Origin of the sequence: Polyangium jinanense, assembly GCF_028435265.1 — a bacterium.
Classification (GTDB): Bacteria; Myxococcota_A; Polyangia; order Polyangiales; family Polyangiaceae; genus Polyangium; species Polyangium jinanense.
Window position 1 is genome coordinate 1 of sequence record NZ_JAGTJK010000030.1, and the last position, 20,272, is coordinate 20,272.

General features: G+C 70.0%; 20 protein-coding genes. 13 read left to right on the forward strand and 7 right to left on the reverse strand.

Going from position 1 to position 20,272, the window contains the following annotated elements; genetic code table 11:
- Positions 1 to 236 precede the first annotated feature (236 nt).
- Positions 237 to 533: a DUF2288 domain-containing protein gene (locus tag KEG38_RS36420; protein WP_272425005.1), complete on the reverse strand. Its 297-nt coding sequence runs from the start codon at positions 531 to 533 to the stop codon at positions 237 to 239.
- A 57-nt stretch (positions 534 to 590) separates the two neighbouring features.
- On the opposite strand from KEG38_RS36420, the gene KEG38_RS36425 reads away from it, so the two are divergent.
- From KEG38_RS36425 to KEG38_RS36465, 9 genes are all read left to right on the forward strand, one after another.
- On the forward strand, positions 591 to 1,313 hold the full coding sequence (locus KEG38_RS36425; RefSeq protein WP_272425006.1) for a HisA/HisF-related TIM barrel protein: 723 nt from the start codon (positions 591 to 593) through the stop codon (positions 1,311 to 1,313).
- A gap of 72 nt (positions 1,314 to 1,385) precedes the next feature.
- Positions 1,386 to 2,723, forward strand: a complete 1,338-nt coding sequence (locus KEG38_RS36430; protein WP_272425007.1) for a tetratricopeptide repeat protein — start codon at positions 1,386 to 1,388, stop codon at positions 2,721 to 2,723.
- Positions 2,713 to 3,405: a CDP-diacylglycerol--glycerol-3-phosphate 3-phosphatidyltransferase gene (gene pgsA / locus KEG38_RS36435; protein WP_272425008.1), complete on the forward strand. Its 693-nt coding sequence runs from the start codon at positions 2,713 to 2,715 to the stop codon at positions 3,403 to 3,405. Before KEG38_RS36430 ends, pgsA begins: the two co-directional genes overlap by 11 nt.
- A gap of 13 nt (positions 3,406 to 3,418) precedes the next feature.
- Positions 3,419 to 3,841, forward strand: a complete 423-nt coding sequence (locus KEG38_RS36440) for a hypothetical protein (RefSeq protein ID WP_272425009.1) — start codon at positions 3,419 to 3,421, stop codon at positions 3,839 to 3,841.
- Between the two features lie 10 nt (positions 3,842 to 3,851).
- Positions 3,852 to 5,123, forward strand: coding sequence for an EF-P lysine aminoacylase EpmA (epmA, locus tag KEG38_RS36445; RefSeq protein ID WP_272425010.1), 1,272 nt, complete (start codon positions 3,852 to 3,854; stop codon positions 5,121 to 5,123).
- Positions 5,114 to 5,677: a hypothetical protein gene (locus KEG38_RS36450; protein WP_272425011.1), complete on the forward strand. Its 564-nt coding sequence runs from the start codon at positions 5,114 to 5,116 to the stop codon at positions 5,675 to 5,677. Before epmA ends, KEG38_RS36450 begins: the two co-directional genes overlap by 10 nt.
- A gap of 13 nt (positions 5,678 to 5,690) precedes the next feature.
- A complete protein-coding gene (locus KEG38_RS36455; protein ID WP_272425012.1) occupies positions 5,691 to 7,022 on the forward strand; it encodes an MFS transporter in 1,332 nt (443 codons plus the stop codon).
- Between the two features lie 161 nt (positions 7,023 to 7,183).
- Positions 7,184 to 9,064 (forward strand): protein-arginine deiminase family protein, encoded by a 1,881-nt coding sequence (locus tag KEG38_RS36460; RefSeq protein WP_272425013.1) that lies wholly within the window; start codon positions 7,184 to 7,186, stop codon positions 9,062 to 9,064.
- Positions 9,061 to 10,011 carry a hypothetical protein gene (locus tag KEG38_RS36465; RefSeq protein WP_272425014.1) on the forward strand — a complete coding sequence of 317 codons (951 nt, stop codon included), beginning with the start codon at positions 9,061 to 9,063 and terminating at the stop codon, positions 10,009 to 10,011. The genes KEG38_RS36460 and KEG38_RS36465 overlap by 4 nt, the downstream gene beginning before the upstream one ends.
- A 332-nt stretch (positions 10,012 to 10,343) precedes the next feature.
- Here the strand turns inward: KEG38_RS36465 and KEG38_RS36470 are convergent, their stop codons facing one another.
- From KEG38_RS36470 to KEG38_RS36485, 4 genes are read right to left on the reverse strand one after another with little or no spacing between them, the layout of a single operon-like run.
- On the reverse strand, positions 10,344 to 10,997 hold the full coding sequence (locus tag KEG38_RS36470) for a radical SAM protein (RefSeq protein WP_272425015.1): 654 nt from the start codon (positions 10,995 to 10,997) through the stop codon (positions 10,344 to 10,346).
- A gap of 14 nt (positions 10,998 to 11,011) precedes the next feature.
- Positions 11,012 to 11,869 carry a biotin--[acetyl-CoA-carboxylase] ligase gene (locus KEG38_RS36475; RefSeq protein WP_272425016.1) on the reverse strand — a complete coding sequence of 286 codons (858 nt, stop codon included), beginning with the start codon at positions 11,867 to 11,869 and terminating at the stop codon, positions 11,012 to 11,014.
- On the reverse strand, positions 11,866 to 12,714 hold the full coding sequence (nadC, locus tag KEG38_RS36480; RefSeq protein ID WP_272425017.1) for a carboxylating nicotinate-nucleotide diphosphorylase: 849 nt from the start codon (positions 12,712 to 12,714) through the stop codon (positions 11,866 to 11,868). The genes KEG38_RS36475 and nadC overlap by 4 nt, the downstream gene beginning before the upstream one ends.
- A gap of 9 nt (positions 12,715 to 12,723) precedes the next feature.
- The gene (locus KEG38_RS36485; protein WP_272425018.1) at positions 12,724 to 13,719 is read right to left on the reverse strand and encodes a 3-oxoacyl-ACP synthase III family protein; all 996 of its coding nucleotides are present in this window, start codon (positions 13,717 to 13,719) and stop codon (positions 12,724 to 12,726) included.
- A 201-nt stretch (positions 13,720 to 13,920) separates the two neighbouring features.
- Here KEG38_RS36485 and KEG38_RS36490 point away from each other — a divergent pair, with 201 nt between their 5' ends.
- The 3 genes from KEG38_RS36490 to KEG38_RS36500 all read left to right on the forward strand — a co-directional run bounded on the left by KEG38_RS36490 (position 13,921) and on the right by KEG38_RS36500 (position 18,012).
- Positions 13,921 to 14,763, forward strand: a complete 843-nt coding sequence (locus KEG38_RS36490) for a hypothetical protein (RefSeq protein WP_272425019.1) — start codon at positions 13,921 to 13,923, stop codon at positions 14,761 to 14,763.
- 292 nt (positions 14,764 to 15,055) lie between these two features.
- A complete protein-coding gene (locus KEG38_RS36495; RefSeq protein ID WP_272425020.1) occupies positions 15,056 to 17,035 on the forward strand; it encodes a serine/threonine-protein kinase in 1,980 nt (659 codons plus the stop codon).
- Positions 17,036 to 17,091: 56 nt separating this feature from the next.
- Positions 17,092 to 18,012 (forward strand): hypothetical protein, encoded by a 921-nt coding sequence (locus tag KEG38_RS36500; protein ID WP_272425021.1) that lies wholly within the window; start codon positions 17,092 to 17,094, stop codon positions 18,010 to 18,012.
- Between the two features lie 4 nt (positions 18,013 to 18,016).
- On the opposite strand, the gene KEG38_RS36505 is transcribed toward KEG38_RS36500, so the two are convergent.
- Entirely contained in the window at positions 18,017 to 18,718 is a 702-nt protein-coding gene (locus KEG38_RS36505; protein WP_272425022.1) for an aldo-keto reductase family protein, read from the reverse strand.
- A gap of 138 nt (positions 18,719 to 18,856) precedes the next feature.
- Here KEG38_RS36505 and KEG38_RS55125 point away from each other — a divergent pair, with 138 nt between their 5' ends.
- Positions 18,857 to 19,393, forward strand: a complete 537-nt coding sequence (locus tag KEG38_RS55125) for an FKBP-type peptidyl-prolyl cis-trans isomerase (RefSeq protein WP_276074184.1) — start codon at positions 18,857 to 18,859, stop codon at positions 19,391 to 19,393.
- 4 nt (positions 19,394 to 19,397) lie between these two features.
- Here KEG38_RS55125 and KEG38_RS36515 read toward each other — a convergent pair whose 3' ends face one another.
- Positions 19,398 to 20,258, reverse strand: a complete 861-nt coding sequence (locus tag KEG38_RS36515; RefSeq protein ID WP_272425023.1) for a serine/threonine protein kinase — start codon at positions 20,256 to 20,258, stop codon at positions 19,398 to 19,400.
- Between the last annotated feature and the right edge of the window lie 14 nt (positions 20,259 to 20,272).

The following is a 20,272-nucleotide window of genomic DNA, read 5'->3' on the forward strand; positions in this document are numbered from 1 at the left end:
CTGCGCGATGCGCAGTTCATCGAACGAGCCGGGGGTTCAAGACCGGCGACGATCTTGCCAACCAAGACAGCAGCGCTGACGTCTCGACGGGCGGGGCGGTCCCACCGGCCTGTGGGAAGAACTGCGCGATGCGCAGTTCTTCCCCCTGAGGTCCAGGGCTTGCCCTGGTCCGGGTCGAGGGGCGGATAGCCCCCGCGGGGCCCGGGGCAGCGCCCCGGCGCAACGGCTCCGGCCCTCTAAGACAAAGCCTTCGCGGCGGGCCGTCGGATCAAAACGAACGGCTGCACGATGGCTGCGCGGAAACGCGTGCTCGCGTCGAGCGACCAGCGTGTGAGCTCCTCGGCCGTGGGCTTCTGGAGTTTGCCTGCGCGGATCCATGCGTCGACGGAGGGCACGTCGTTCTTCGCGAGGGCCACGCCCACGTCGAGCAGATCGAGCGCGTCGTCGACGATGATGACCGCATCGCGCGCGACGTGCGCGCGGAGGTCGCTCCAGTGGACGTCTCCGAGGGTCTCGGCGATGCGTTCGCGCATGATGCGCGAGAGCGTAGCTTTTCCTCGGCCTGGTTCCATCGTAGGCCACGGGTCGTCATGCTGATCCTCCCTGCGATCGATCTCTTCGAGGGCAAGGCCGTCCGCTTGCATCAAGGGCGCTACGACGCCGTCACCGTCTACGACGCGGATCCCGTGGGGCTCGCGGCGAAGCTCCGGGGCAAGGTCGAGGCGCTGCACGTGGTCGATCTCGAGGGCGCGCGGGACGGTCGTCCCGTGCAGAAGGAGCTCGTTCGCGCGGTCGTGCAAGCGTTCGGGCCGGGCGTCGAGGTCGGCGGCGGGGTGCGATCGGCCGAGACTGCGGAGGAGTACCTCGCGCTCGGGGCTGACAAGGTCGTGCTCGGCACCGCGGCGATCCGTGATCTTGCGATGGTGCGCGCGCTCGCGACGGCGCACCCGGGGCGTGTGGTGGTCGCGCTCGATGCGAAGGATGGGTTCGTCGCGGTGGAAGGGTGGGTGCAGACGTCGACGCGCATGGCGCTCGACGTCGCGCGGGATCTCGCGGGCGCGCCGGTGGCCGCGCTCCTGTATACCGACGTTTCGCGGGATGGAACGCAGGCTGGGCCGAACGTCACGGCGACTGCGGCGCTCGCCGAGAAGGGAGGGTTTTCCGTGATCGCGTCGGGTGGCGTGGGCACCCTCGAGCACCTCCGCGCGCTCGCGCGTGTCCCGGGCGTGGCTGCCGCGATCGTGGGGCGCGCGCTGTATGAGCGCGTTTTCACGCTGGAAGAGGCGATCGCCGCGGCGGCCTCCGTTCCCTGACGCACCTGGTTCGGTACGCGAAACACAGCGCCCGCCCTTTTCCTGCGGCGATCATCGTGTACCCTTCGCGCCGTGGCCGATCGAGTATCCCCGCCGCGCCCTCCCTCGGGTGATCCCGGGGAGGACTTTCTCTTCCACCTGTACCGCGGCGGCGAGCTCCTGCAGGACAACCGCGTCGTGGAGGCGCGGGTCGAGCTGGAACAAGCGCTCGAGCTCTCGCCCGCGGATCCGCAGGGCCAGGACCTGCTCGGCGTCGTCTACTTCCGGCTCGGCCTCTATCCGCGGGCCATCGCGATCTACGAAAAGCTCGTCCTGGCGCACCCGGAATCCTTCGAGCCGCGCGTGAACCTCGCGCTCTGCTTCCTGAAGACGGGGCAACCCGCGCGGGCACGGCTGGAGCTCGAAAGAGTGGTCGCGCAGCACGCGAACCACCAGCGCGCGTGGGGCTACCTCGGCCTCGCGCACCAGGCGCTCGGCGACACGGAGCGCGCGCTCCACGCGTTCACGCGCGGCGGTCACGAGGCGATGGCGCGACGGCTCGCGGATGCGACTGGAGGCACGTCGAACCCCCAGCGCAAGCCCTCGATGCCGCCGGGATCGTTCACCGAGCTCGATCGCACGATGGACCTCAACCCTTCGAGCGCGCTGCCGCAGTCGGTCTCGGCCGGCTGGGATGCGCTACTCGCCGCCGCGGAGGGTCCGCCCGCGCGCGCCACGCCTGCCGCGAACGCGACGACCAACGGCGCGGCGAAGTCCGACTCGCCGCCGCGCGGACCGCTCTCGCCGACCGACCTCGGCCGGCGACATACGTTGACGTTTCCCGCGGAGGGGAAGATCGCGGCGCACCCGGGCGGCGTCTTGCTCGTGGCGGCGAGCAGCGGTTTTGCGGTGCGTCCCTCGCTCGTCCGCTCGATGGCCTACACGAACGGCCTTCGTCACAAGTCGCTGATGCGCAGGATGCGCGGGAAGTCGCTCGAAGAGCCGCTCGGCGGCGAGGGGGATGTGATCGTCGAGCTCGAAGGCCGCGGCGATCTCGTCCTCGCGCCGCCGCCCGATCACGAGCTCGTGTCGATCAGCCTCGAAGAAGAGCCGCTCTACCTGCGCGAGGATCTGCTCGGTGGCTTCGAAGGGGCGATGAGCTACGAGAACGGCCGTATGCCCGTGGGTGACGGTGAGGCGGTCGGCATGGTGCAGCTCCGCGGCCCGGGCACGCTCGTGGCGCGCCTCAAGGGGCCGATGCTCGCGCTCGACGTCCGCGAGGGCAAAAGCTCCGCGCTCTACGCGCCGAGTGTCCTCGGCTGGATGGGCCGCGTCATCCCGCGCGCGTTGCCCCCGAGCGAGGCGCCCGCCGGCGCGAAGAGTTTTGTGGTCTTCAGTGGCGAGGGCACGGTGCTGCTCCATGGTCGCTAGCGGCTCGAAGGTGGACAAGGCGTCGCTGCGGCAGATCAAGGCCGCGCGACGGAAAACGCTCTGGGAGGACGCGCGAAACGTCCCGAACCTCCTGACGTTCGCCCGGATCGTCATGATCCCGATCGTGCTGATCCTGCTCGGTCGCGGCAGCCCGCACGACTGCTTCTGGGCCGCGGCCGTCTACGCGCTCGCCGCGATCACGGACATGCTCGACGGCTGGCTCGCGCGACGGCAGGGCCTCGTGAGCGTGCTCGGCAAGTTCCTCGATCCGCTCGCGGACAAACTCATCGTCACGGGCACGCTCGTCTGGCTCGTGCCGATGGGGCGGATCTCGGCGTGGGCCGTGGTGCTCCTGATCTCACGCGAGATCACGATCACGGCCCTGCGCTCGATCGCCTCGTCCGAGGGCATCATCATCGCCGCGGGCGAGGGTGGGAAGACGAAGACGGCGCTGCAGATGATCGGGATCGTGTGCCTGATCCTCGGCTACCCCTACTGGTTCACGATCGGCATCTTCGACTTCGGCGTCGTCGACCTCGTGCACGTGGGGCGGCTGCTCATCTACACGTCGCTCGTGTTCTCGTTGTGGAGCGCGGGCCGGTACATGAGCCTCTTCGTGGACGCCATCGACGCGAAGAACAAGGCGGCGTACGAGGGACCGGAGCAGGCGCGGGAAAAATGATAAGAGAGCCGGCGTGATTTCACGCCGTATCTTCCCGGGGTTCGTCCTGGTTGCGCTCACCGCGGGCCTCGCCTTCGCCGCGTGTTCGAACCAGGGCGTGGGTCAGGCCTGCAGCATCGACAACAACAACACGGACTGCGAGGACGGCCTCGTGTGCGTGTCGAAGGCCGAGTTGCTCGGCAACTCGGACATCTGCTGCCCGCCGACGGGCAGTGACGAGCCCGCGTGCACGCCCGGGGCGCTCACCGGCGGCGTCGGTGGCGCAGGCGGGGCCGGGGGCACAGGTGGCGAAGGCGGCGAAGGCGGCGCAGGCGGAACCGGCGGCGCAGGCGGAACCGGCGGCGCAGGCGGCGCGGGCGGCGCAGGTGGCGCGGGCGGCGCGGGCGGCGCAGGCGGGGCTGGTGGTGCGGGCGGCGCCGGGGGCAGCGGGGGCTAGGGCCCAGCGCGTGCCGACGTCGACCGAACCTCTTTCGCTTCCGTTCGCGCCGAGTGATCTCGACACGCTCGCGGGCGCGCCCGGGCCGATCCGCGTGGCGGGTCGGGTGCTCGAGGTCGTGGACGACGAGGTCGTCCTCGCCGATGCGTTCGCGCGCGTGACGATCACGCTCGCCGAAGGATCTCTCACGCCCGCGGATCTCGCCGTCGTCGAGGTCTCGTTCGTCGCGGGCAAGCTCGCAGAGGGCCGCGTGATCGAGCGGCGCACGCCGAACGCGCCGAACGTCTCGCAAGGCGCGGCGAGCGAGGCGCCGAAGACCGAGGCCGAGCGGCTCGTGTTCCGTGGCGTGGGGCGCGCGCTCCGGGCCCGGGCCGAGGCGCTCGCCGAGGTGCGATCGTTCTTCGTTCGTCGGGGTTTTCTGGAGGTCGAGACGCCCTCGATGGTCCCCTGCCCCGGCCTCGATCTGCACCTCGATGCGTTCGGGGTGGAGGGTGCTCCCGAGGGTCGCCCGCTCTGGCTCATCACGTCGCCCGAGTACCAGATGAAGCGTCTGCTCGCGGGCGGCGTGCCGCGCTGTTTCCAGCTCGCGCGCTGTTATCGCCGCGGCGAGATCGGCAGCCGGCACAACCCCGAGTTCACGATGCTCGAGTGGTACCGCGCCTTCGCGCCGATGGACGCGGTCGTCGCGGACACGGAAGAGCTCGTGCGATCGGTCGTGTCGAAGCTCGCGGGGACGAGCGTGATCGAGGTCGAGGGAACGCGCGTGGATCTCGCAGCGCCGTTCGAGCGGATCTCGGTCGGCGAGGCGTTCGCGCGGTACGCGGGCACGAGCGCGGACGAGGCGATCACGATGGCGAGCGAGGACGAGGACCGGTTCTTCCGGCTGCTCGTCGACGAGGTCGAGCCGAGCCTCGCGCGCCTCGGTCGGCCGGTCTTCCTCGTCGAATACCCTGCCCCGTTCGCCTCGCTCGCGCGCCTCTGCCCGGACGATCCACGTGTCGCCGAGCGCTTCGAGCTCTACGTGGGCAGCTTGGAAGTGTGCAACGGCTTCGGCGAGCTGACGGATCCGATCGAGCAACGCGCGCGGTTCGAGCGGGATCAGGCGCAGCGGCGCGCCGAGGGCAAAGCCGTCTATCCGATCGACGAGCGGTTCCTCGCGGCGCTCGCGGAGGGCATGCCCCCCGCGGCGGGCAATGCGCTCGGCATCGATCGGCTCGTCGCGCTCGGCCTCGGCGCGCGGGCGATCGGCGACGTGACGGCCTTCCCGTACGCGTGGCTGTGAAGGCGCCCGCGCCGAGCCGCGAGGCGCTCGTGGCGCTCGAAAGCAAATACGCCGAGATCGCGGAGCTCCGGCGCGCTCGGGATCGCGGCGAACCGATCCCCGAGCGCGCCGTGTTCAAGGCCCTCGCCGAGCGCTTCCCAGGCGCGCTGCACGAGCTCGACACCTTGCCGCTCGACGTCATCGACACGCGCCTCGCCGCGGTCCGAAGAGCTCTCGCGGGCGGCGCGATCGAGCCGTGGATGGCGTGGATGGCGAGCTACCACGCGCTGCTCCGCGCGGGCCTGCGCATCCGCATCCGCACGACGAAGGACCGCGATCGCGGCGCGGAACGGGCGAGCGAGCTCGCCGCGGACGCCTCGTCGCACGCGGGCATCGAGGTCGATGTCGCGTTCGTACACGCCACGCTCCGCCCGCCGAAAGGCCGGCTCGTGGGCGTCGTCTACGCGCGCCTCGAAGCGCTCTTCGGCGAGCCGGCCGCGTCGATCCGCGCGACGCTCTTCCCGAGGCTGCGCGATCGCCGCGCCCCGGAGACCTCGGGCGACGACGAGGCGTGATAGCCTCGGCTCGATGAGCGAGCCGGCCGAGAACCCCTACCTGGCTCCCGCGGAGGTCGATCCACCGAAGCCGCCGCGCGGCACGACGCTCGCGGAGAGCCGCATCCTCCGCTTCATCTTCTTCGGCTTGCTCTACCTCGCGCAGGGCATCCCGTGGGGCTTCCTCGCGGGCGGCTACCGCGTCTTCCTGATCGATCGCGGCCTCAGCAACGAAGCCCTCGGCACGGTCATGGGGATCGCCTACCTGCCCTGGAGTTTTAAGGTCTTTTATGGGCCGCTGCTCGATCGGTACCGCGGCGGCCGGTTCGGACGGCGGCGCCCGTTCATCATCCTCGCCGAGATCCTGATGGGCCTGCCGCTGCTCGCGCTCGCGGCCGCGGATCCGAGTCGGCTCGGCTTGATCAACGTGCTCCTGTTCGCGCACAACACGTTCGCCGCGCTGCAGGACCTGGCCGTGGACGGGCTCGCGGTGGACATCCTGCCGGCGAACGAGACGGGCCGCGCCAACAGCATCATGTGGGCCGGCAAGACCCTCGGCGTCACGCTCGGATCGAGCGGCGCGGTGATCGCAAAGCACATCGGATGGCAGGCGACGTTCGTCGCGATGACCTTGCCCGTGTGGCTGATCATGATCGTGCCGCTGCTCGTGCGGGAGCGGCCGCCGAGCGAGGACACGCGCCTCGGGCGTGAGGGCAGGCGTCTCGACGTCCATGAGCTCATCCGCACGCTCAAGTTCCCCTCGACGCTCGCGGGGTTCCTCGTCGCGTTCCTCGCGCCGGCCGGCTTCGCGCTCGTCGGAACGTTCACGACGCGTCTCTACCGCAAGGACCTCGGGCTCTCCGAGGAGGCGCTCTTCCTGCTGAGCGTCATCGATGCGCCCGCGGGGATCGTGGGCTCGCTCGTCGGCGGCGCGCTCGCGGACCGCTTCGGCATGCACAAGGCGATCGCCGCGGGCATGGCCTGGATCGGAGGCGTCATGGCGCTCTTCGCGACGCTCTCCGGTCTCTGGCCTCATTACGGGTTTCTCGTCGCCTACCAGGCGCTGCTGCAGATCGGGATCTGCTTCTACAGCGCGGCGGCGCTGAAGTTCTTCATGCGGCTCACGAACCCGGCCGTCGGAGCCACGCAGTTCACGGCCTACATGGCCATGACGAACCTCTGCTACTCGTTCACCGCGCGGTACGGCGGATGGATGGCAGATCATCTCGGCTACGCGCGCGCGATCCTCATCGCCGCGATCGTGCAGGTCGCCGCGATCCCGCTTCTGCTCATCTGCGATCCCAAGAAGGCCGAGGCGCGCTTCCGCGGCGACGAAAAAGACGCGCAGACTGCAACGCGGGGGTGAGCTCCACAGCGTGCGTTTTCCCGCCCAGAGCACACTCGACGAAACATTCTCACCTCACGTGAACCCACACAGTTCGTAACGATTCGGCCGTTGCGGCGCGGCTTTCGATCGGCCTACATCGATTCCCTCACGCGGGACGATACTCGTTCGAGGTGAAACGAATGCGTAGACGATGGACGTGGCTGTGCGCCGCGACGCTCTCGGGAGCCGCGCTCGCGGCAGGGTGCGGCGGAGCCGACGAGGATCTCGGGTTCAACTCGGGCCCAGGCGTCGGGGGCGGCGCAGGACAAGGCGGCGCGGGTCAGGGCGGCGCGGGACAAGGCGGCGCGGGACAAGGCGGCGGAGGGCCGAAGGGCCCCGTCGATCTGCGCGCCGACGTGAACCGCAACGGCACGATCGATCTCGACGATCCCACCGAAGATCAAGGCGAGGACACGTGGGACGGCGCGCACGGCGCGATCTTCCTCGCCAACGTCGACGACGATCAGGAGCTGTGCCCCCCGAGCGGCCAGGCCGATGCGCAGCTCGTCGCGTGCAACGACGCCGCCGACACGGTGGTGAACGGGGAGGACGATCTCGCAGATCTCGCGCGGATCGTGGCCGCTCCGTGGCCGGAGGCATACGCCGACGCCGAGGGCACGATCACGGTGAGCGCGCCGGAGCAGGTCCGGCTCTTCCGGAAGACCGCGCTGGGGTCGTTCGAGGTCTTCAATGTCGCGACGAAGCTCCGCTCCGCAGATCTCGCGGCCGGCGTCGAGTTCGCGATCGAGGCGCGCGACATCGTGCGCGATGAGACGGTGTGGGACGGGTTCGTCGACGTCTCGCTCACGGTGACGGGCACCGATCCCTCAGGCGCGCCGATGCCGGAGACGAAGGACACGGTGCGGCTTCGCGTGGCGCCGGTGCTGTTCCGCCACCACCTGCACCCGGCGCGCACGATCTACGCGGCGAACGTGCAGGGGCAGTCCTCGTCGACCGCGTTCCGCAACGACCTGAAGGCGGCCATGCAGACCGCGGGTCTGTCCGAGTCGCTCTACGAGCACGCGAGCTCGGATCAGTGGACGCAGGACTACTTCGAAACGGCGTACACCTCGATGCCCGGCGCCGGCGGCAAGCAACAGGTGATGCACGTGAACTTCCGCTCGGCGAACCACACGGGCAGCCTGCGCCCCGCGGGCCGGATCGTGTTCGCGCTCCGCGGCAAGGACGTCGGGGGCCTCGCGCAGTTCGATTCAGCGCACTCGAACCAGATGGATTCGCTGAACTCGTTCGGCAACCTGGAGACCGTTCCGCCCTACACGCATGGCGGCAAGAGCTACCCGAACGGTCGGGTGCTGCGCGGCTCGACGCCCTCGTACTACCCGGACAAGAGCTTCGATCGCATGGTGAGCGCGCAAGGCGCGCAGCCGATCATCTACATCGACACGGAGTGGCTGCTGGTCGGTCACGTCGACGAGACGACGACGTTCATCAAGGCAAACACGCCGCGCGGCTGGGCACTCGGCCTGAACGACGCCGCGCTCGCGAAGCAGATGCTCGAGGACGCGCAGGCGGCCGGGCACGGCGACGTGCCCATGTTCGTCGGCCAATACTGGTGGGGCAACGTGCCCGCCGAGGTCACGATCGACGAGGTGCTGAACGACCCCGACGTGATGAACGAGAGCGCATCCTCCGCGGTCGAGGTCGCCGGGCAGCTCGAGGTGCTGAAGCAGGAGACGGGCATCACGGACGCCGAGATCATCCGCATCCCGTTCTTGCACCAGCCGGCGGAGGGTTACTCGGTGGCCTACCAGCCGGGCACGGTGAACGGCATCTACCTCTCGGACACGGTCTTCGGCGCACCGAAGCCGCACGGCCCGACCATCAACGGAGAGGACATCTTCGAGGCGCAGCTCATCGAGGCATTCAAGCCCTACGGGATCACGGTGAGCTTCATCGAGAACTGGAACCTCTACCACCGCAACGACGGAGAGGTGCATTGCGGGTCGAACACGACGCGGGTCGTGCCGGAAACGAACCCCTGGTGGGAAGGTGCACTATGAAGGCGAAGCGTGTCTTGGGGATCGGGCTGCTCGCAGCAGGGCTCTTGCTCTCGGCGTTCACGGGCGCAGCGAGCGCGGCCGAAGGCGTGTGGATCGGGCCGGATCGGATCGCAGCGCAGGATCGGGCGACGCTCGTCCAGGCAATCGGTGTCGCGCGCAAGGAGAACCCCGCAGCGTTCGACACGCTCGCGCGGCTGCGCGAGGACATGCCCGCGCTCGACGCGCAAAAGCGCGGCCGGTACGTGCCCGTCGCGGCGATCTTGAAGGGTCTCGGCAAGGACGCGCTGCTGCCGATGCTGAACGAGCTCGCAGTCGAAGCGAAGCCGCGCGGAGACATGCCCGACGACGCGTGGCACGCGTGGCGCGTGGGCCTCGTGGAAGCCGTGGGCGCGCTCAGGGACGGTCGCGCAGCACCCGTGCTCTTCGCGGTCATCGACGTGACGGAGATGGACACGGATCTCGTGCGTGCCGCGGCCTCGGCACTCGGCAAGCTCGGCACGGACGCAGCGGCGCGGAAGCTCGTCGAGATGGCGAAGAAAGAGGGCCCGAAGCAGAAGGGCGTGCTCGCAGGGATGGGCGATTGCCGGAGGCTCGTGGTGGCCGAGGCACTCGCATCCACGCTGCGCGCGCGTCCGGACGCGGAGACGGCGATCCTCGTGGCGCGATCGCTCGGCGACGTGGGCTCCGCATGGGCCTGGAAGACGCCAATCATCGCGGCAAGCGGCGAGGAAGATGCCGTGCGCGCAGCCGCAGCGCAGGCACTCGTGGATTCGTACCTGCGCTACGAGGGCGAGGCGCGTACAGCCATCACAAAGGCCGTGCTGATGGTGGATCACCCGTCAACGCCAGCACTCGTGGAAGCCGCGAAGCGCAGCGCTCGCCCGGGAGATCAGCCAGCACTCGACGCGCTGATCGAGCGGTTCAAGAACAGCCCGCTCCACCGCTGAACGAGGCCGAAGCCGCTGCGCTGGGGCGTTGCCCCAGGCCCCACCAGGGGCTGTCCGCCCCTGGACCCGGACCAGCCAGGGGCTGGACCCGGGGTCGATGAACTGCGCGATGCGCAGTTCATCGAACAGGCCGAGGCAAGACCAGCGAAGGCCCTGCCAACCAAGACCGCCGTGACTGGCAACGCTGTCCCTGGTCTTGCCACCGGCCCGTTGGAAGAACTGCGCATCGCGCAGTTCTTCCACCACGAGTCCAGGGCTTGCCCTGGTTCGGGTCGAGGGGCGAACAGCCCCCGCGGGGCCCGGGGCAGCGCCCCGGCGCTACGGCGCCAGTATCAAACGCCCTGCGTGTCCGCGCCCCAGATCACCTTGTGGAGCTGGATCTGCACGCGCACGAGCAGGCTGTCCTCGAGCACCCAGGCTACGAGATCCTTCGGGGAGAGTTTGCCCCAGACGGCGGACGCGAGCAGCGTGCAGTTGAGCTGCGCGAGGTTGCGCTCGTGGATCACGGTGCGCATCCACTCGTAGTCGGTGCGATCGGCCAGCACGAACTTGATCTCGTCGCGCGGGCTGATGTGCACGAGGTTCGACCAGCGGTTGCGATGGCTCTCGCCGCTGCCGGGTGCCTTGAGGTCCATGATCTTGTGGACGCGTGGATCGACGCGCGAGACGTCGGCCTCGCCGCTCGTCTCCACGAGCACCGTTCGTCCTGCGTCGCAGAGCTCGCGCAGGAGCGGGATTGCGCCGGGCTGCAGGAGTGGCTCGCCTCCCGTGAGCTCGACGAGCGGCGTGCCGAATGCGAGCGCCTTCTCCCGTACCTCGCTGCGCGGCATTCGTTTTCCGCCGTGAAAGGCCTGCGTCGTGTCGCACCAGGAGCAACGCAGGTTGCAGCCGGTCAAACGCACGAACGTGCACGGCAGCCCGGCGAACGTGGATTCGCCCTGGATGCTCGAATAAATCTCGTGGACGACGAGGGTGTCTTCCTTCACGGCCGGGGACGTTCTTACCCCTCGGCTTCGCCTGCGCCAGGCCCGCCGCGAACCCGAGTGCCCGGCGAGCCGAGCGGACCGTGCGTCGTGACGCTCCCCGAGCCGATGCGATGTGTGGCGCCGTCGCTCGTGATCACACGGAGGTAGCCCTCGCGATCGATGCCTGCGGCCGTGCCCGAGATGCCCGAGACGTCGATGGGCACGCCGCGAAGGACGTCGCGGTGGTCGAGCTCGGCGAGGAACGGGTCGAGCCCGTTGGCCTCGAAGACGCGCACGGTGCGGCCGATCTCGACGAGCAAACGCGCGGCGATCGACGAGCGGTCGAGCCCGCGTCCGCCGAGCACGTGGAGCGAGGTCGCGCGGGAGGCGAGCTCTTCGGGGAACGAGGAGGCGTGCACGTTGAGCCCGATGCCCGCGACGACGGCGTCGATCGCGCCGCCGCGTAGGGCCGTCTCGACGAGCAGGCCCGCGAGCTTCTTGCCGTCCACGAGCACGTCGTTCGGCCATTTGACGCCCGCGCGTGGGCCGCTCGCTTTGCTCGCCCCGAGCAGCTCGTCGACGACACGCGCGACGCAGACGCCGAGGACGAGTGCGAGTGGTGGCAACGCTTGCGGCGCGAGCTTGGGGCGCAGGACGACGGAGAGGTACAGGTTTTCCCCGGCCGGCGAGTGCCACGTGTGGCCGCTGCGGCCGCGGCCCTGGGTCTGCGCGTTGGCGAGGAACGATGCGCCGTGGGGCGCGCCTCCGGATGCGGCGCGGCGCGCGTCGTCGTTTGTCGAGGCTGTGACGGGGGCGACGACGACGGGCTTGCCGATGCTCGCGCCGAGCCTTTCGAGCTCGGCTTCGATGCGGAGAGGATCGAGGTCGTTCAAAGCTGAAAATCGAGCCCGATGTCGGCCGCGGGCGCCGAGTGCGTGAGGGCTCCGACGCTGATCACGTCGACGCCGGCGAGCGCGAGCTCCGTGATGCGCTCGAGCGTGATGCCACCCGAGGCTTCGAGGATCGGCCGCGGCGTGAGAGATGCCGCGCGGGCGACGGCGCGCGCGACGTCCTCGGTCGAGAAGTTGTCGAGCAGGATGATGTCCGCGCCCGCCGCGATTGCTTCTTCGAGTTGCACGAGTGAGTCGACCTCGACCTCGATGCGCGAGGTGTGCGGCGCGTGCGCCCGCGCGCGCTCGACGGCGCGGGTGATGCCGCCGGCCGCGACGATGTGGTTGTCCTTGATCATCACGGCGCTGCCGAGATCGTTCCTGTGGTTGATCCCGCCCCCCATGCGCACGGCGTACCGCTCGAGTGCGCGCAGGCCCGGCGTGGTCTTGCGCGTGTCGGTGATGCGTGTCCGCGCGCCTTTCGGCACCGCGTCGACGTAGCGGCGCGTGACCGTGGCGATGCCCGTCATGCACTGCACGAGGTTCAGCGCCGTCCGCTCGGACGCGAGCACCGCGCGGGCAGGGCCTCGCACGCGCCAGAGCGTCGTCCCGGCGGGCGCCTCTTTTCCGTCGGGCACGAGCGTCTCCACCACGCAGCGCGGATCGACCCGCGTGAACACGCGTCGGAACACCTCCGCGCCGCAAGCGATCACGGCCTTGCGCGCGACGGCGGCGGCGTCGGCCAGCGTGACTGCGTCGACGCAGGCCTCGCCGGAGAGATCACCGCCGGCGAGGTCTTCTTCGAGCGCGCGATCGACGATGGCGTCGAGGATGGGGGGAGCAATCATCGGACTCTTCTACCACCGGAGCACGGCCGCGCCCCAGGTGTAGCCGCTGCCGAAGGCGGCCGTCAGCACGGTCGTGCCCTCCTTGATGCGGCCCTCGGCCACGGACTCGCTGAGGCCGATGGGGATCGTCGCGGCCGTCGTGTTGCCGTAGCGCTCGATGTTGTGGACGACCTTCTCCTGCGGCAAACCGAGCTTGTCGGCCACGTACTGGTTGATGCGCATGTTCGCCTGGTGCGGGACGAACAGGTCGATGCTGCTGATGTCGATGCCGGCCGCGGCGAGCGCCTCGCGGCTGACCTCGGGCATCTTCTCGGTGGCCCAGCGGAAGACCTGCTTGCCGATCATCTTCGGGTACTGCTCGCCCTCGTCGAGCATCTTGTGCGTGATCCGCGGGATGTGCTTCGACGCCGGCGCGGGGATCCAGAGATCCTTTGCGCCCGTACCATCGGCGTGCAGGTGGATCGAGATGAGGCCGCGGTCGTCGGACGGGCTCGGGCCCACGAGCGCCGCGCCCGCGCCGTCGCCGAAGAGCACGGCCACGTCGCGGCCGCGCTCGGTGAACTCCACGCCCGTCGAATGCACCTCGGCGCCCACGACGAGGATGTTCTTGTACGCCCCGGTGCGGACCCACGCGTCCGCGACGCTGAGCCCGTAGAGGAACCCCGAGCACTGGTTGCGGATGTCGAGCGCGGGCACGCCGGGCAGACCGAGCTTCTCGCCGAGGAAACAACCCGAGCCGGGGAAGAAGTGATCCGGGCTCAGGGTCGCGAAGATGATCATGTCGACGTCGGAGACCTTCCGACCCGCGCGCTCGAGGGCCATCTGCACGGCCGGCACGGCGAGGTCGCTCGCGCCGATCCCGTCGTGCTCGATGAACCGGCGCTCCTTGATCCCCGTGCGCTGCTGGATCCACTCGTCGCTCGTCGGCATCAAACGAGCGAGGTCGTCGTTGGTCACCACCTTGGTCGGCACGTAATGGCCGACGCCCAGAATCGCTGAACGCATTCTTGGGCTCGTAATGCGACTCGGCCGGGCATCAAAGGCATAACGACCGACACGGTGCGTTAGCGGACGGAATACGTCCGACCGACCGGACACATCATTGAACTGCGAACGATTTTTTGCGGTGCCGCGTTCGCCCCGTCGCTTCATTTCGCGGCTGTTCTCCGTCATGCTCGGGCGGCTCTGGGAGGAAAGCGACGAACGATGGAAGGACGCCAAGCGAAAGTACGAGAACGAGAGCAGCTCCGGCGCGAGCGCGCGGAGCTTTCGGTGGCGTGTCTGGGGCGCGAGCTCCGCGTGCCGCTGCGAAACCCCGCACGCACGCTCTGGGTCTTCGCGGTGCTCCTCATGCTCGGCTTCGCGCTTGGCCTCTCTGCCGGGATCACGCGTGGCGGCAAGACGGGCCTCGGGCTCGCCGGGTTCGGCGTGGTGCTCTTCGCGTGCGGGATCTACGCGGCAGTCTTGGCGAGACGCTTCGGCGCTCGGCAAGACCTCGCGATCGTGCTCGGGCTGCGCACGCTGACGGTCCCGGCGCTGCCGCTCGTGCGCGGCGGAACGGTGGAGATCGCGTACGAGGATCTGGAAGGCGTCACGCTCTTGCCCTCGGGCAACCGTCTCGTGCACGTGCTGCGCACGTCGGACGGCCTCGTGCCGCTGCTGCTCGACAGGCTCCCGCGGAGTCGGACGGAGACGAAGCTGCCGCTCAGGATCCACGTGCGAGCGGCACTCGCGCGCAAGCGTCCGCGGCTCACGGCGACGCGACTCGCGGCGGTGGAAGCGCAGCTCCTCCACGAAGGCCCGAGCGTCGGGGCGCTGGTGGCGACGACGAACGGCGAGCCGGAGGTGATCGCGGTGGTGCGCGACGAAGCGCACCTCGGCGCGTGGCTCCTCTCGGGCGAGCTCCCCGCGGACTACGAGATGATCTGCGCGCAAGACGTGCTCGACCCGCTCGGCGACGCGCTCCGGGACGCGATCGGTGCCATGGTCGACGTCGCGGGCAGCCCCGTGAAGGCGCAACGGACGAGCGCCACGGACGGGGAGCGCTGAGCGAGCCCCACGCCGGCTCCGCTTCCATAACTGTTTCCGTATCCGCTACCGCCAACCCGCCGACGCCCCCGAGGACGACCTTGCCGCCCTCTGACCCCGCCCGGGGCCCCTGCCCCGCCGCGGCTCACCCCCCACCCGCGATTTCCGTGCCCATCTCCGTTTCCGCCCCGCCCGTCCCTGCCCTGGGACCGCGGGATCATGAACGCATCGTTCCACAGGACGAAATTCTTTGTCGTTCGTCCATAGGGCTGTGACACTCTCCCGCGTCCAAAGTAGCGCCGCACAGGTCCCCATGCGCCCTCAGGTCGGCCAGGTCATCAACAACAAGTACCGGCTCGTCCGCGTCATCGGCGATGGCGGGATGGGTAGCGTGTACGAGGCGCGTCACGAGGTGCTCGGCACCACCGTGGCGCTCAAGTTCCTCCACCCCGAGCTCTCGCGACGCCAAGGCCTCGTGCAGCGCTTCCTTCAGGAAGCGCGCGTGTCGGCGCAGATCCAGAGCCCCCACGTCGTACGGGTCAGCGACGTCGACCAGACGTCGACCGGGCAGGCCTTCATCGTGATGGAGTACCTGGAGGGCAAGACCCTCCAGACCCTCTACGAGGAGCTCTACCACGCAGGCCAGAGGCTCTCGTACGCCGACGCGCTCGAGTACGCGAGCCAGATGCTCGACGGCGTCGAAGCCGCCCATCGCGCGGGCGTCGTGCACCGCGACCTCAAGCCCGACAACGTCATGATCACCCGCGGGTCCAAGGGCGAGCCGCTCCTCAAGCTGCTCGACTTCGGCATCGCCAAGCTGAAGGTCACGGGCGAGCTCGATCGTGGCCTCACGCGGCCCGGCGTGATCATGGGGACGCCCGAGTACATGGCCCCCGAGCAGGCCTACTCCGCAGACGCGGTCGACGTGCGCGCCGACATCTTCTCGCTCGGCGTGATGGTGTTCGAGATGCTCGCCGGTCGACGGCCCGTCGGCGGCGACGAGCCGCACCAGATCGCCTCGGCCTATCTCACGGGGCAGATCGCGCAGCTCACGGACCTCGCGCCCCACGTGCCGCCCGAGCTCGCGAGCGTCGTGCACCGCGCGATGGGGCCGAAGCCGCCCGATCGATACAACTCGGTCGCCGAGTTCCGGAGCGCGCTCGAGCCGTTCGCCATCGGCACGCGCAGCGGCGCGGCCGGCGCAGCGGTCGCCACGCCCCTGCCCGGCAGCGTCACGCCGAAGCCCGCCGTCTCGCCCGCGGCCGCGGTGACGCCCGGAGCAGCCGGCGCCTCGCCCATCCCGAAGACGCTGCCCCCGACCGACGACAAACCCCCGCCCGGGGTCAGTGAGCCCTCGATCCCGCCTCCGCAGGTCGGCGCGACGCCGCTCGGCGGGTTCGATGCGCCGCCGCACCGGCAGCCCCACACGTCGATCGGCGAGCCCCTCACCGAGAGCCTGTCTCCGAGCCCGCGGTACGACGCCACGGCCCCTGCCGCGCCCCTCGCCTCGCATACGGCGCCGCCCGGCGCGTACGACATGTCGCCGCGGCCCGGCGGCACCGCGATCGGGCAAGCCCTCCCGGCCGGCGGCTACGGGCCTGTGCAGACGAACTACGGCGCGGCGCCGGGTTATCCGCCCGCGAACGGGTATCCCGCGCCGCCCGGCTATGGGCCCACCTCGCCGATGAACCCGATCGGGGCGCGGCCCACGCATCAGGCCCAGCAAAAGCGCAGCGGCGGATCGTCGATCGCGCTGATGCTCCTGCTCGCCACCGTCGTGACCGGCGTGGTCGTCGGCGGCGTGTACGTCGGGCAGAAGCTCACGAGCAAAGAGGAGAGCGGCAGCGAGCCCGTCACGCTGCAGCCGCCGACCACCACGGTCGTCTCGTCGGATCCGGGAGCGCAGCAGCCGAGCCAGACGACGGGCGCGGCGAACACGAACCTGCCGGTGCCGCAAACCACGGTGCCGAAGACGACGACCACGGTCGGCGGGACCAAGCCTCCGGGGACGACGAGCGGCGCGGGCACCTCGACGCCGCAGCCCTCCGCCTCGGGGAGCACCGCGCCGACGGGCATCCCGAACCCGTTTGGCTCGAACGGCATCCCGATCCCCTGGGGAAGCACGCAGATCCCGCTCCCCTTCCCCATTCCGGGTCAGCCGACGGCGCAGCCGACGAACACCACGCCGGCCCCGACGGCCACGCCGACGCAGACCACGCCGACGCCGCGGCCCTCGACCAGCGGCAGCGGTCGGCCCCGCATCCGGATCCCGATCCCGGGGCAAAACCCTTGAGGAGTTCGTCCCCGCATGCAGCGCGTAGCTCGTGAGCCCAGGAGAACGTCGGCGAGATGAGCGAACAGCAAGGTGGTCCGCCGGGCGGGCCCTACGGTCCTGGAAAAACCATCGTCGGTGAGCCCTTGTTCGGCCCCGAAGGCCCGGGCGTCGCGCCGGCCCCCGTCTACCCGGCCCCCGCGCCCCACGCAGGCGCGCCCGTGCCCGGCACGATGGTCGATGCCGGCCCCGCACAGGCCCCCGTCTACCCGGCCCCCGCGCCCCCCGCAGGCGCTCCTATGGGCGGTGGATCCGGCACCCAGGTCGGCGGTCCGCCGCCGTACGGCGCGCCGCCCGCCGCTGGCCCGTATGGCGCGCCAGGCCCCGGACCGGCTCCTTACGGCGCGCCTGTCCCTGGACCGGCCCCTTACGGCGCGCCCGCCCCGTATGGCGCGCCCGGCCCGGGCATGGGAGGGCCACCCGCGTACGGCATGCCGCCGCCGCCCGTTCGATCCGTTTCCTCCGGCAGCAGCGGCCCGCCGCTCGTCGCGATCGGGCTCGGCGCCGCCGTCGTCATCGGCGGCCTCTCGCTCGGTGGGTACTTCCTCCTGCGCGGTGGCGGGAGCAGCAGCGCCGAGGACGCGCCGCTCGATCCCATCACCGCGCCGAGCGCCGTGACCGTCGCCTCCGATCCTCCGGCCACGGGCGACACGCCGTCCACGCCGCCGCCCGAGACCACGGCCGCGGCGCCCGAGCCGGTGTACACCACGTCCACGACGCCGACCCCGAAGCCCACGGCGACCACGACGTCGACGAGCACGACAAAACCGCCGACGCAGAGCCCGACCACGACCACGACCGGGACGACGCCCAAGCCTACGACGACAACGACGTCGACGAGCCCGCCCACGCGCCCGACGGTCACGCTGCCCGGCACGTCCTCTCCGTCGCCGAAGCCCACGACCACGACGAAGAAGAGCATCCCAAAACCGTTTTGAGGTCCTACGAAGCCGGGAGCGGCCCGAGGAGGGCGCTCGTCGCGGCCTCGGCGATCTCTTCGAACGTGCGCGGCGCGCAGAGCGCAACGTCCACCACCGGATGGCTCAGCGCGAACCGCACGTGCGCGCCGTCCGCGTCCTTTCGCGTCGGCGACACCACGACGCCTGGACGCTTCCCTGCGAGCGTCGCGAAGAGCTCCGCCTCGACCACGCTGTGCGAGGATTCATAACGGATCGTCAGCACGTCCGGCGCGAGCTCGTCGCAGAGGGACGCCGCGAGCGCGCCGTCGTCGCAGGCGATCCCGATCGCCCGCGCCTTCCCCTCGGCCCGGAGCTTCCGCAGCGCGGGCCACGTCTCCCCGGCCGTCCAGAACCGCGCCCGCACCCCGAGCAGGTGGAACACGTCCACGTGCCCGACGCCCATCCCGCGCGTCACGAGCGCCCACTCCCGCGGCACCATCACGCCGATCGGCACGTGCGCGCCGCACGCGATCACCATCCGATCACGGTGCCCCGCGCGCACGAGCCTGAGCACGCCCGCCGAGAGCGCCGGCCACAGGGGCGAGGCGAAAAAGTAGTTCACCCCGAGCTCGTGAAAGGCGCGCTCGACCGCGTCCGCGTCGATGCCGCCCGAGCCCACGAGCCCGAGCGGCGAGACGCAGAGCCCCGTCGAGCCGAACGGCTTCTGCGGAAGCGCGGTCGTCATGCCTGCCATCGCCGAGCGCGCCGAGCGCCGTCCGCGCGCTCGGCGCGTTCGCAGGAACGTACCACGATCGGAAGCACGCTCGGCGGCTCTCCGCGCGGGGCGCTTGATCGAGCGGCTTCCGTCGAATAGGAGGGGCCCATGATGGCCATCCGTCGTTTGGGTTCGCTCGCGCTAGTCGCCCTCGGCGTCGTCACCGCCGCTTGTGAGAACAAGGTCCCCGAGCCGTCCGCGGAGCCTCGCGCTGCAGCGCCGCGCGAGCCGGAGAAGCCGGAGCCCGCGGACCTCATCAAGGAAGACATCACCGTCGGCACGGGCCCCGAGGCCCAGGAAGGCGACAAGGTCAAGGTCCACTACACGGGCCGGTTGCTCAAGACGAACTTCATGTTCGACAGCTCCGTCGGCAAGGAGCCGTTCGAGTTCGAGCTCGGCAAAGGCGAGGTCATCAAGGGCTGGGACCAGGGCGTCGCCGGCATGAAGGTCGGCGGCAAACGCAAGCTCACGATCCCCTCGAAGCTCGGCTACGGCGACGACGGCAGCCCGCCCAAGATCCCCGGCAAGGCGACGCTCGTCTTCGACGTCGAGCTGCTCGAGGTCGTCTCCCCCAGCCGCGGCCCCGCGGACAGCAAGGACACGAAGGCGAAGGACGCGCCGAAGAAGGACGCGCCGAAGAAGTGAAGCGTCAGCGCCAGGCGACCTGGCGCAGATCTTCCCAGACTTCGCGCGCGGATTGGTAGCGATACGCGTCGCGACGCCGGAGCAGCTTGGCGATCACGTTGCCGACGGGCGTGCCGAGGGCCTCGGCCTTCTGGCGCGGCGCGCCCTCGGAGATCTGCCGCGTGATCTCCGGATACGCGACGTCCACGTCGATCGCGGGCTGACCCGTGTGCATCTGGTACATGAGGAGCCCGAACTGGTAGAGGTCGCTCTGCGTCGTCGTGTATCCGGCGGTGACGAGCTCCGGCGTCAGAATCTTGGGGTTCGCCACCTGCGGGCGGAACCAGCGCGTGCTGCCCTGGAGCTGATGCGCCACGCCGAAGTCCGTGAGCTTGACGATCGGGGATCGATCGAGCTGCGAGATGAGCACGTTGCCCGCGTGCAGGTCCGAGTGCACGACGCCGCTGTCGTGCAGGTACTGCAGCGTCATGAGGAGCTGGCGGCAGAGCTCGACGAGCAAGAGGTCCGAGAAGGGCCGTCCGAGCAGCGCACGCAGGCTCGTGTCGCAGCGCTCGAGCGCGAGGTAGAAGAGGTAGTTGTTCTCGAACGCGTCGTGGATGTAGACGATGTTCGGATGGCGAAACTGCTCGAGTCGCCGTAGCTCCTGCGCCCACTCGTCCTTCACCGCCTGGTAGGACTTGTTCGCGGGGCGCAGCATTTTGAGTGCGTACCGTTGATCGAACGGTCCGATGCACTCGTAGACCGAGCCGTACTGGCCGTCGCCGATGAGCGCACCCACGACGTAGGTGCCGCGCGTGGACGTGAGCGTCGTCCCCGGGACCGGGAACGGGATCTGATGCGAGCCGGTTTGATTCGACCAGTTCACGCGACTTCAATTTA

What these genes read in the sequence shown, in the direction of transcription:
- KEG38_RS36495 (WP_272425020.1), top strand. Translation starts at nt 15,056, where the DNA reads ATGCGCCCTCAGGTCGGCCAGGTCATCAACAACAAGTACCGGCTCGTC.
- KEG38_RS55125 (WP_276074184.1), top strand. Translation starts at nt 18,857, where the DNA reads ATGATGGCCATCCGTCGTTTGGGTTCGCTCGCGCTAGTCGCCCTCGGC.
- KEG38_RS36460 (WP_272425013.1), top strand. Translation starts at nt 7,184, where the DNA reads ATGCGTAGACGATGGACGTGGCTGTGCGCCGCGACGCTCTCGGGAGCC.
- KEG38_RS36490 (WP_272425019.1), top strand. Translation starts at nt 13,921, where the DNA reads ATGGAAGGACGCCAAGCGAAAGTACGAGAACGAGAGCAGCTCCGGCGC.
- KEG38_RS36465 (WP_272425014.1), top strand. Translation starts at nt 9,061, where the DNA reads ATGAAGGCGAAGCGTGTCTTGGGGATCGGGCTGCTCGCAGCAGGGCTC.
- KEG38_RS36500 (WP_272425021.1), top strand. Translation starts at nt 17,092, where the DNA reads ATGAGCGAACAGCAAGGTGGTCCGCCGGGCGGGCCCTACGGTCCTGGA.
- KEG38_RS36455 (WP_272425012.1), top strand. Translation starts at nt 5,691, where the DNA reads ATGAGCGAGCCGGCCGAGAACCCCTACCTGGCTCCCGCGGAGGTCGAT.
- KEG38_RS36420 (WP_272425005.1), bottom strand. Translation starts at nt 533, where the DNA reads ATGCGCGAACGCATCGCCGAGACCCTCGGAGACGTCCACTGGAGCGAC.
- KEG38_RS36485 (WP_272425018.1), bottom strand. Translation starts at nt 13,719, where the DNA reads ATGCGTTCAGCGATTCTGGGCGTCGGCCATTACGTGCCGACCAAGGTG.
- KEG38_RS36425 (WP_272425006.1), top strand. Translation starts at nt 591, where the DNA reads ATGCTGATCCTCCCTGCGATCGATCTCTTCGAGGGCAAGGCCGTCCGC.
- pgsA (WP_272425008.1), top strand. Translation starts at nt 2,713, where the DNA reads ATGGTCGCTAGCGGCTCGAAGGTGGACAAGGCGTCGCTGCGGCAGATC.
- KEG38_RS36505 (WP_272425022.1), bottom strand. Translation starts at nt 18,718, where the DNA reads ATGACGACCGCGCTTCCGCAGAAGCCGTTCGGCTCGACGGGGCTCTGC.
- nadC (WP_272425017.1), bottom strand. Translation starts at nt 12,714, where the DNA reads ATGATTGCTCCCCCCATCCTCGACGCCATCGTCGATCGCGCGCTCGAA.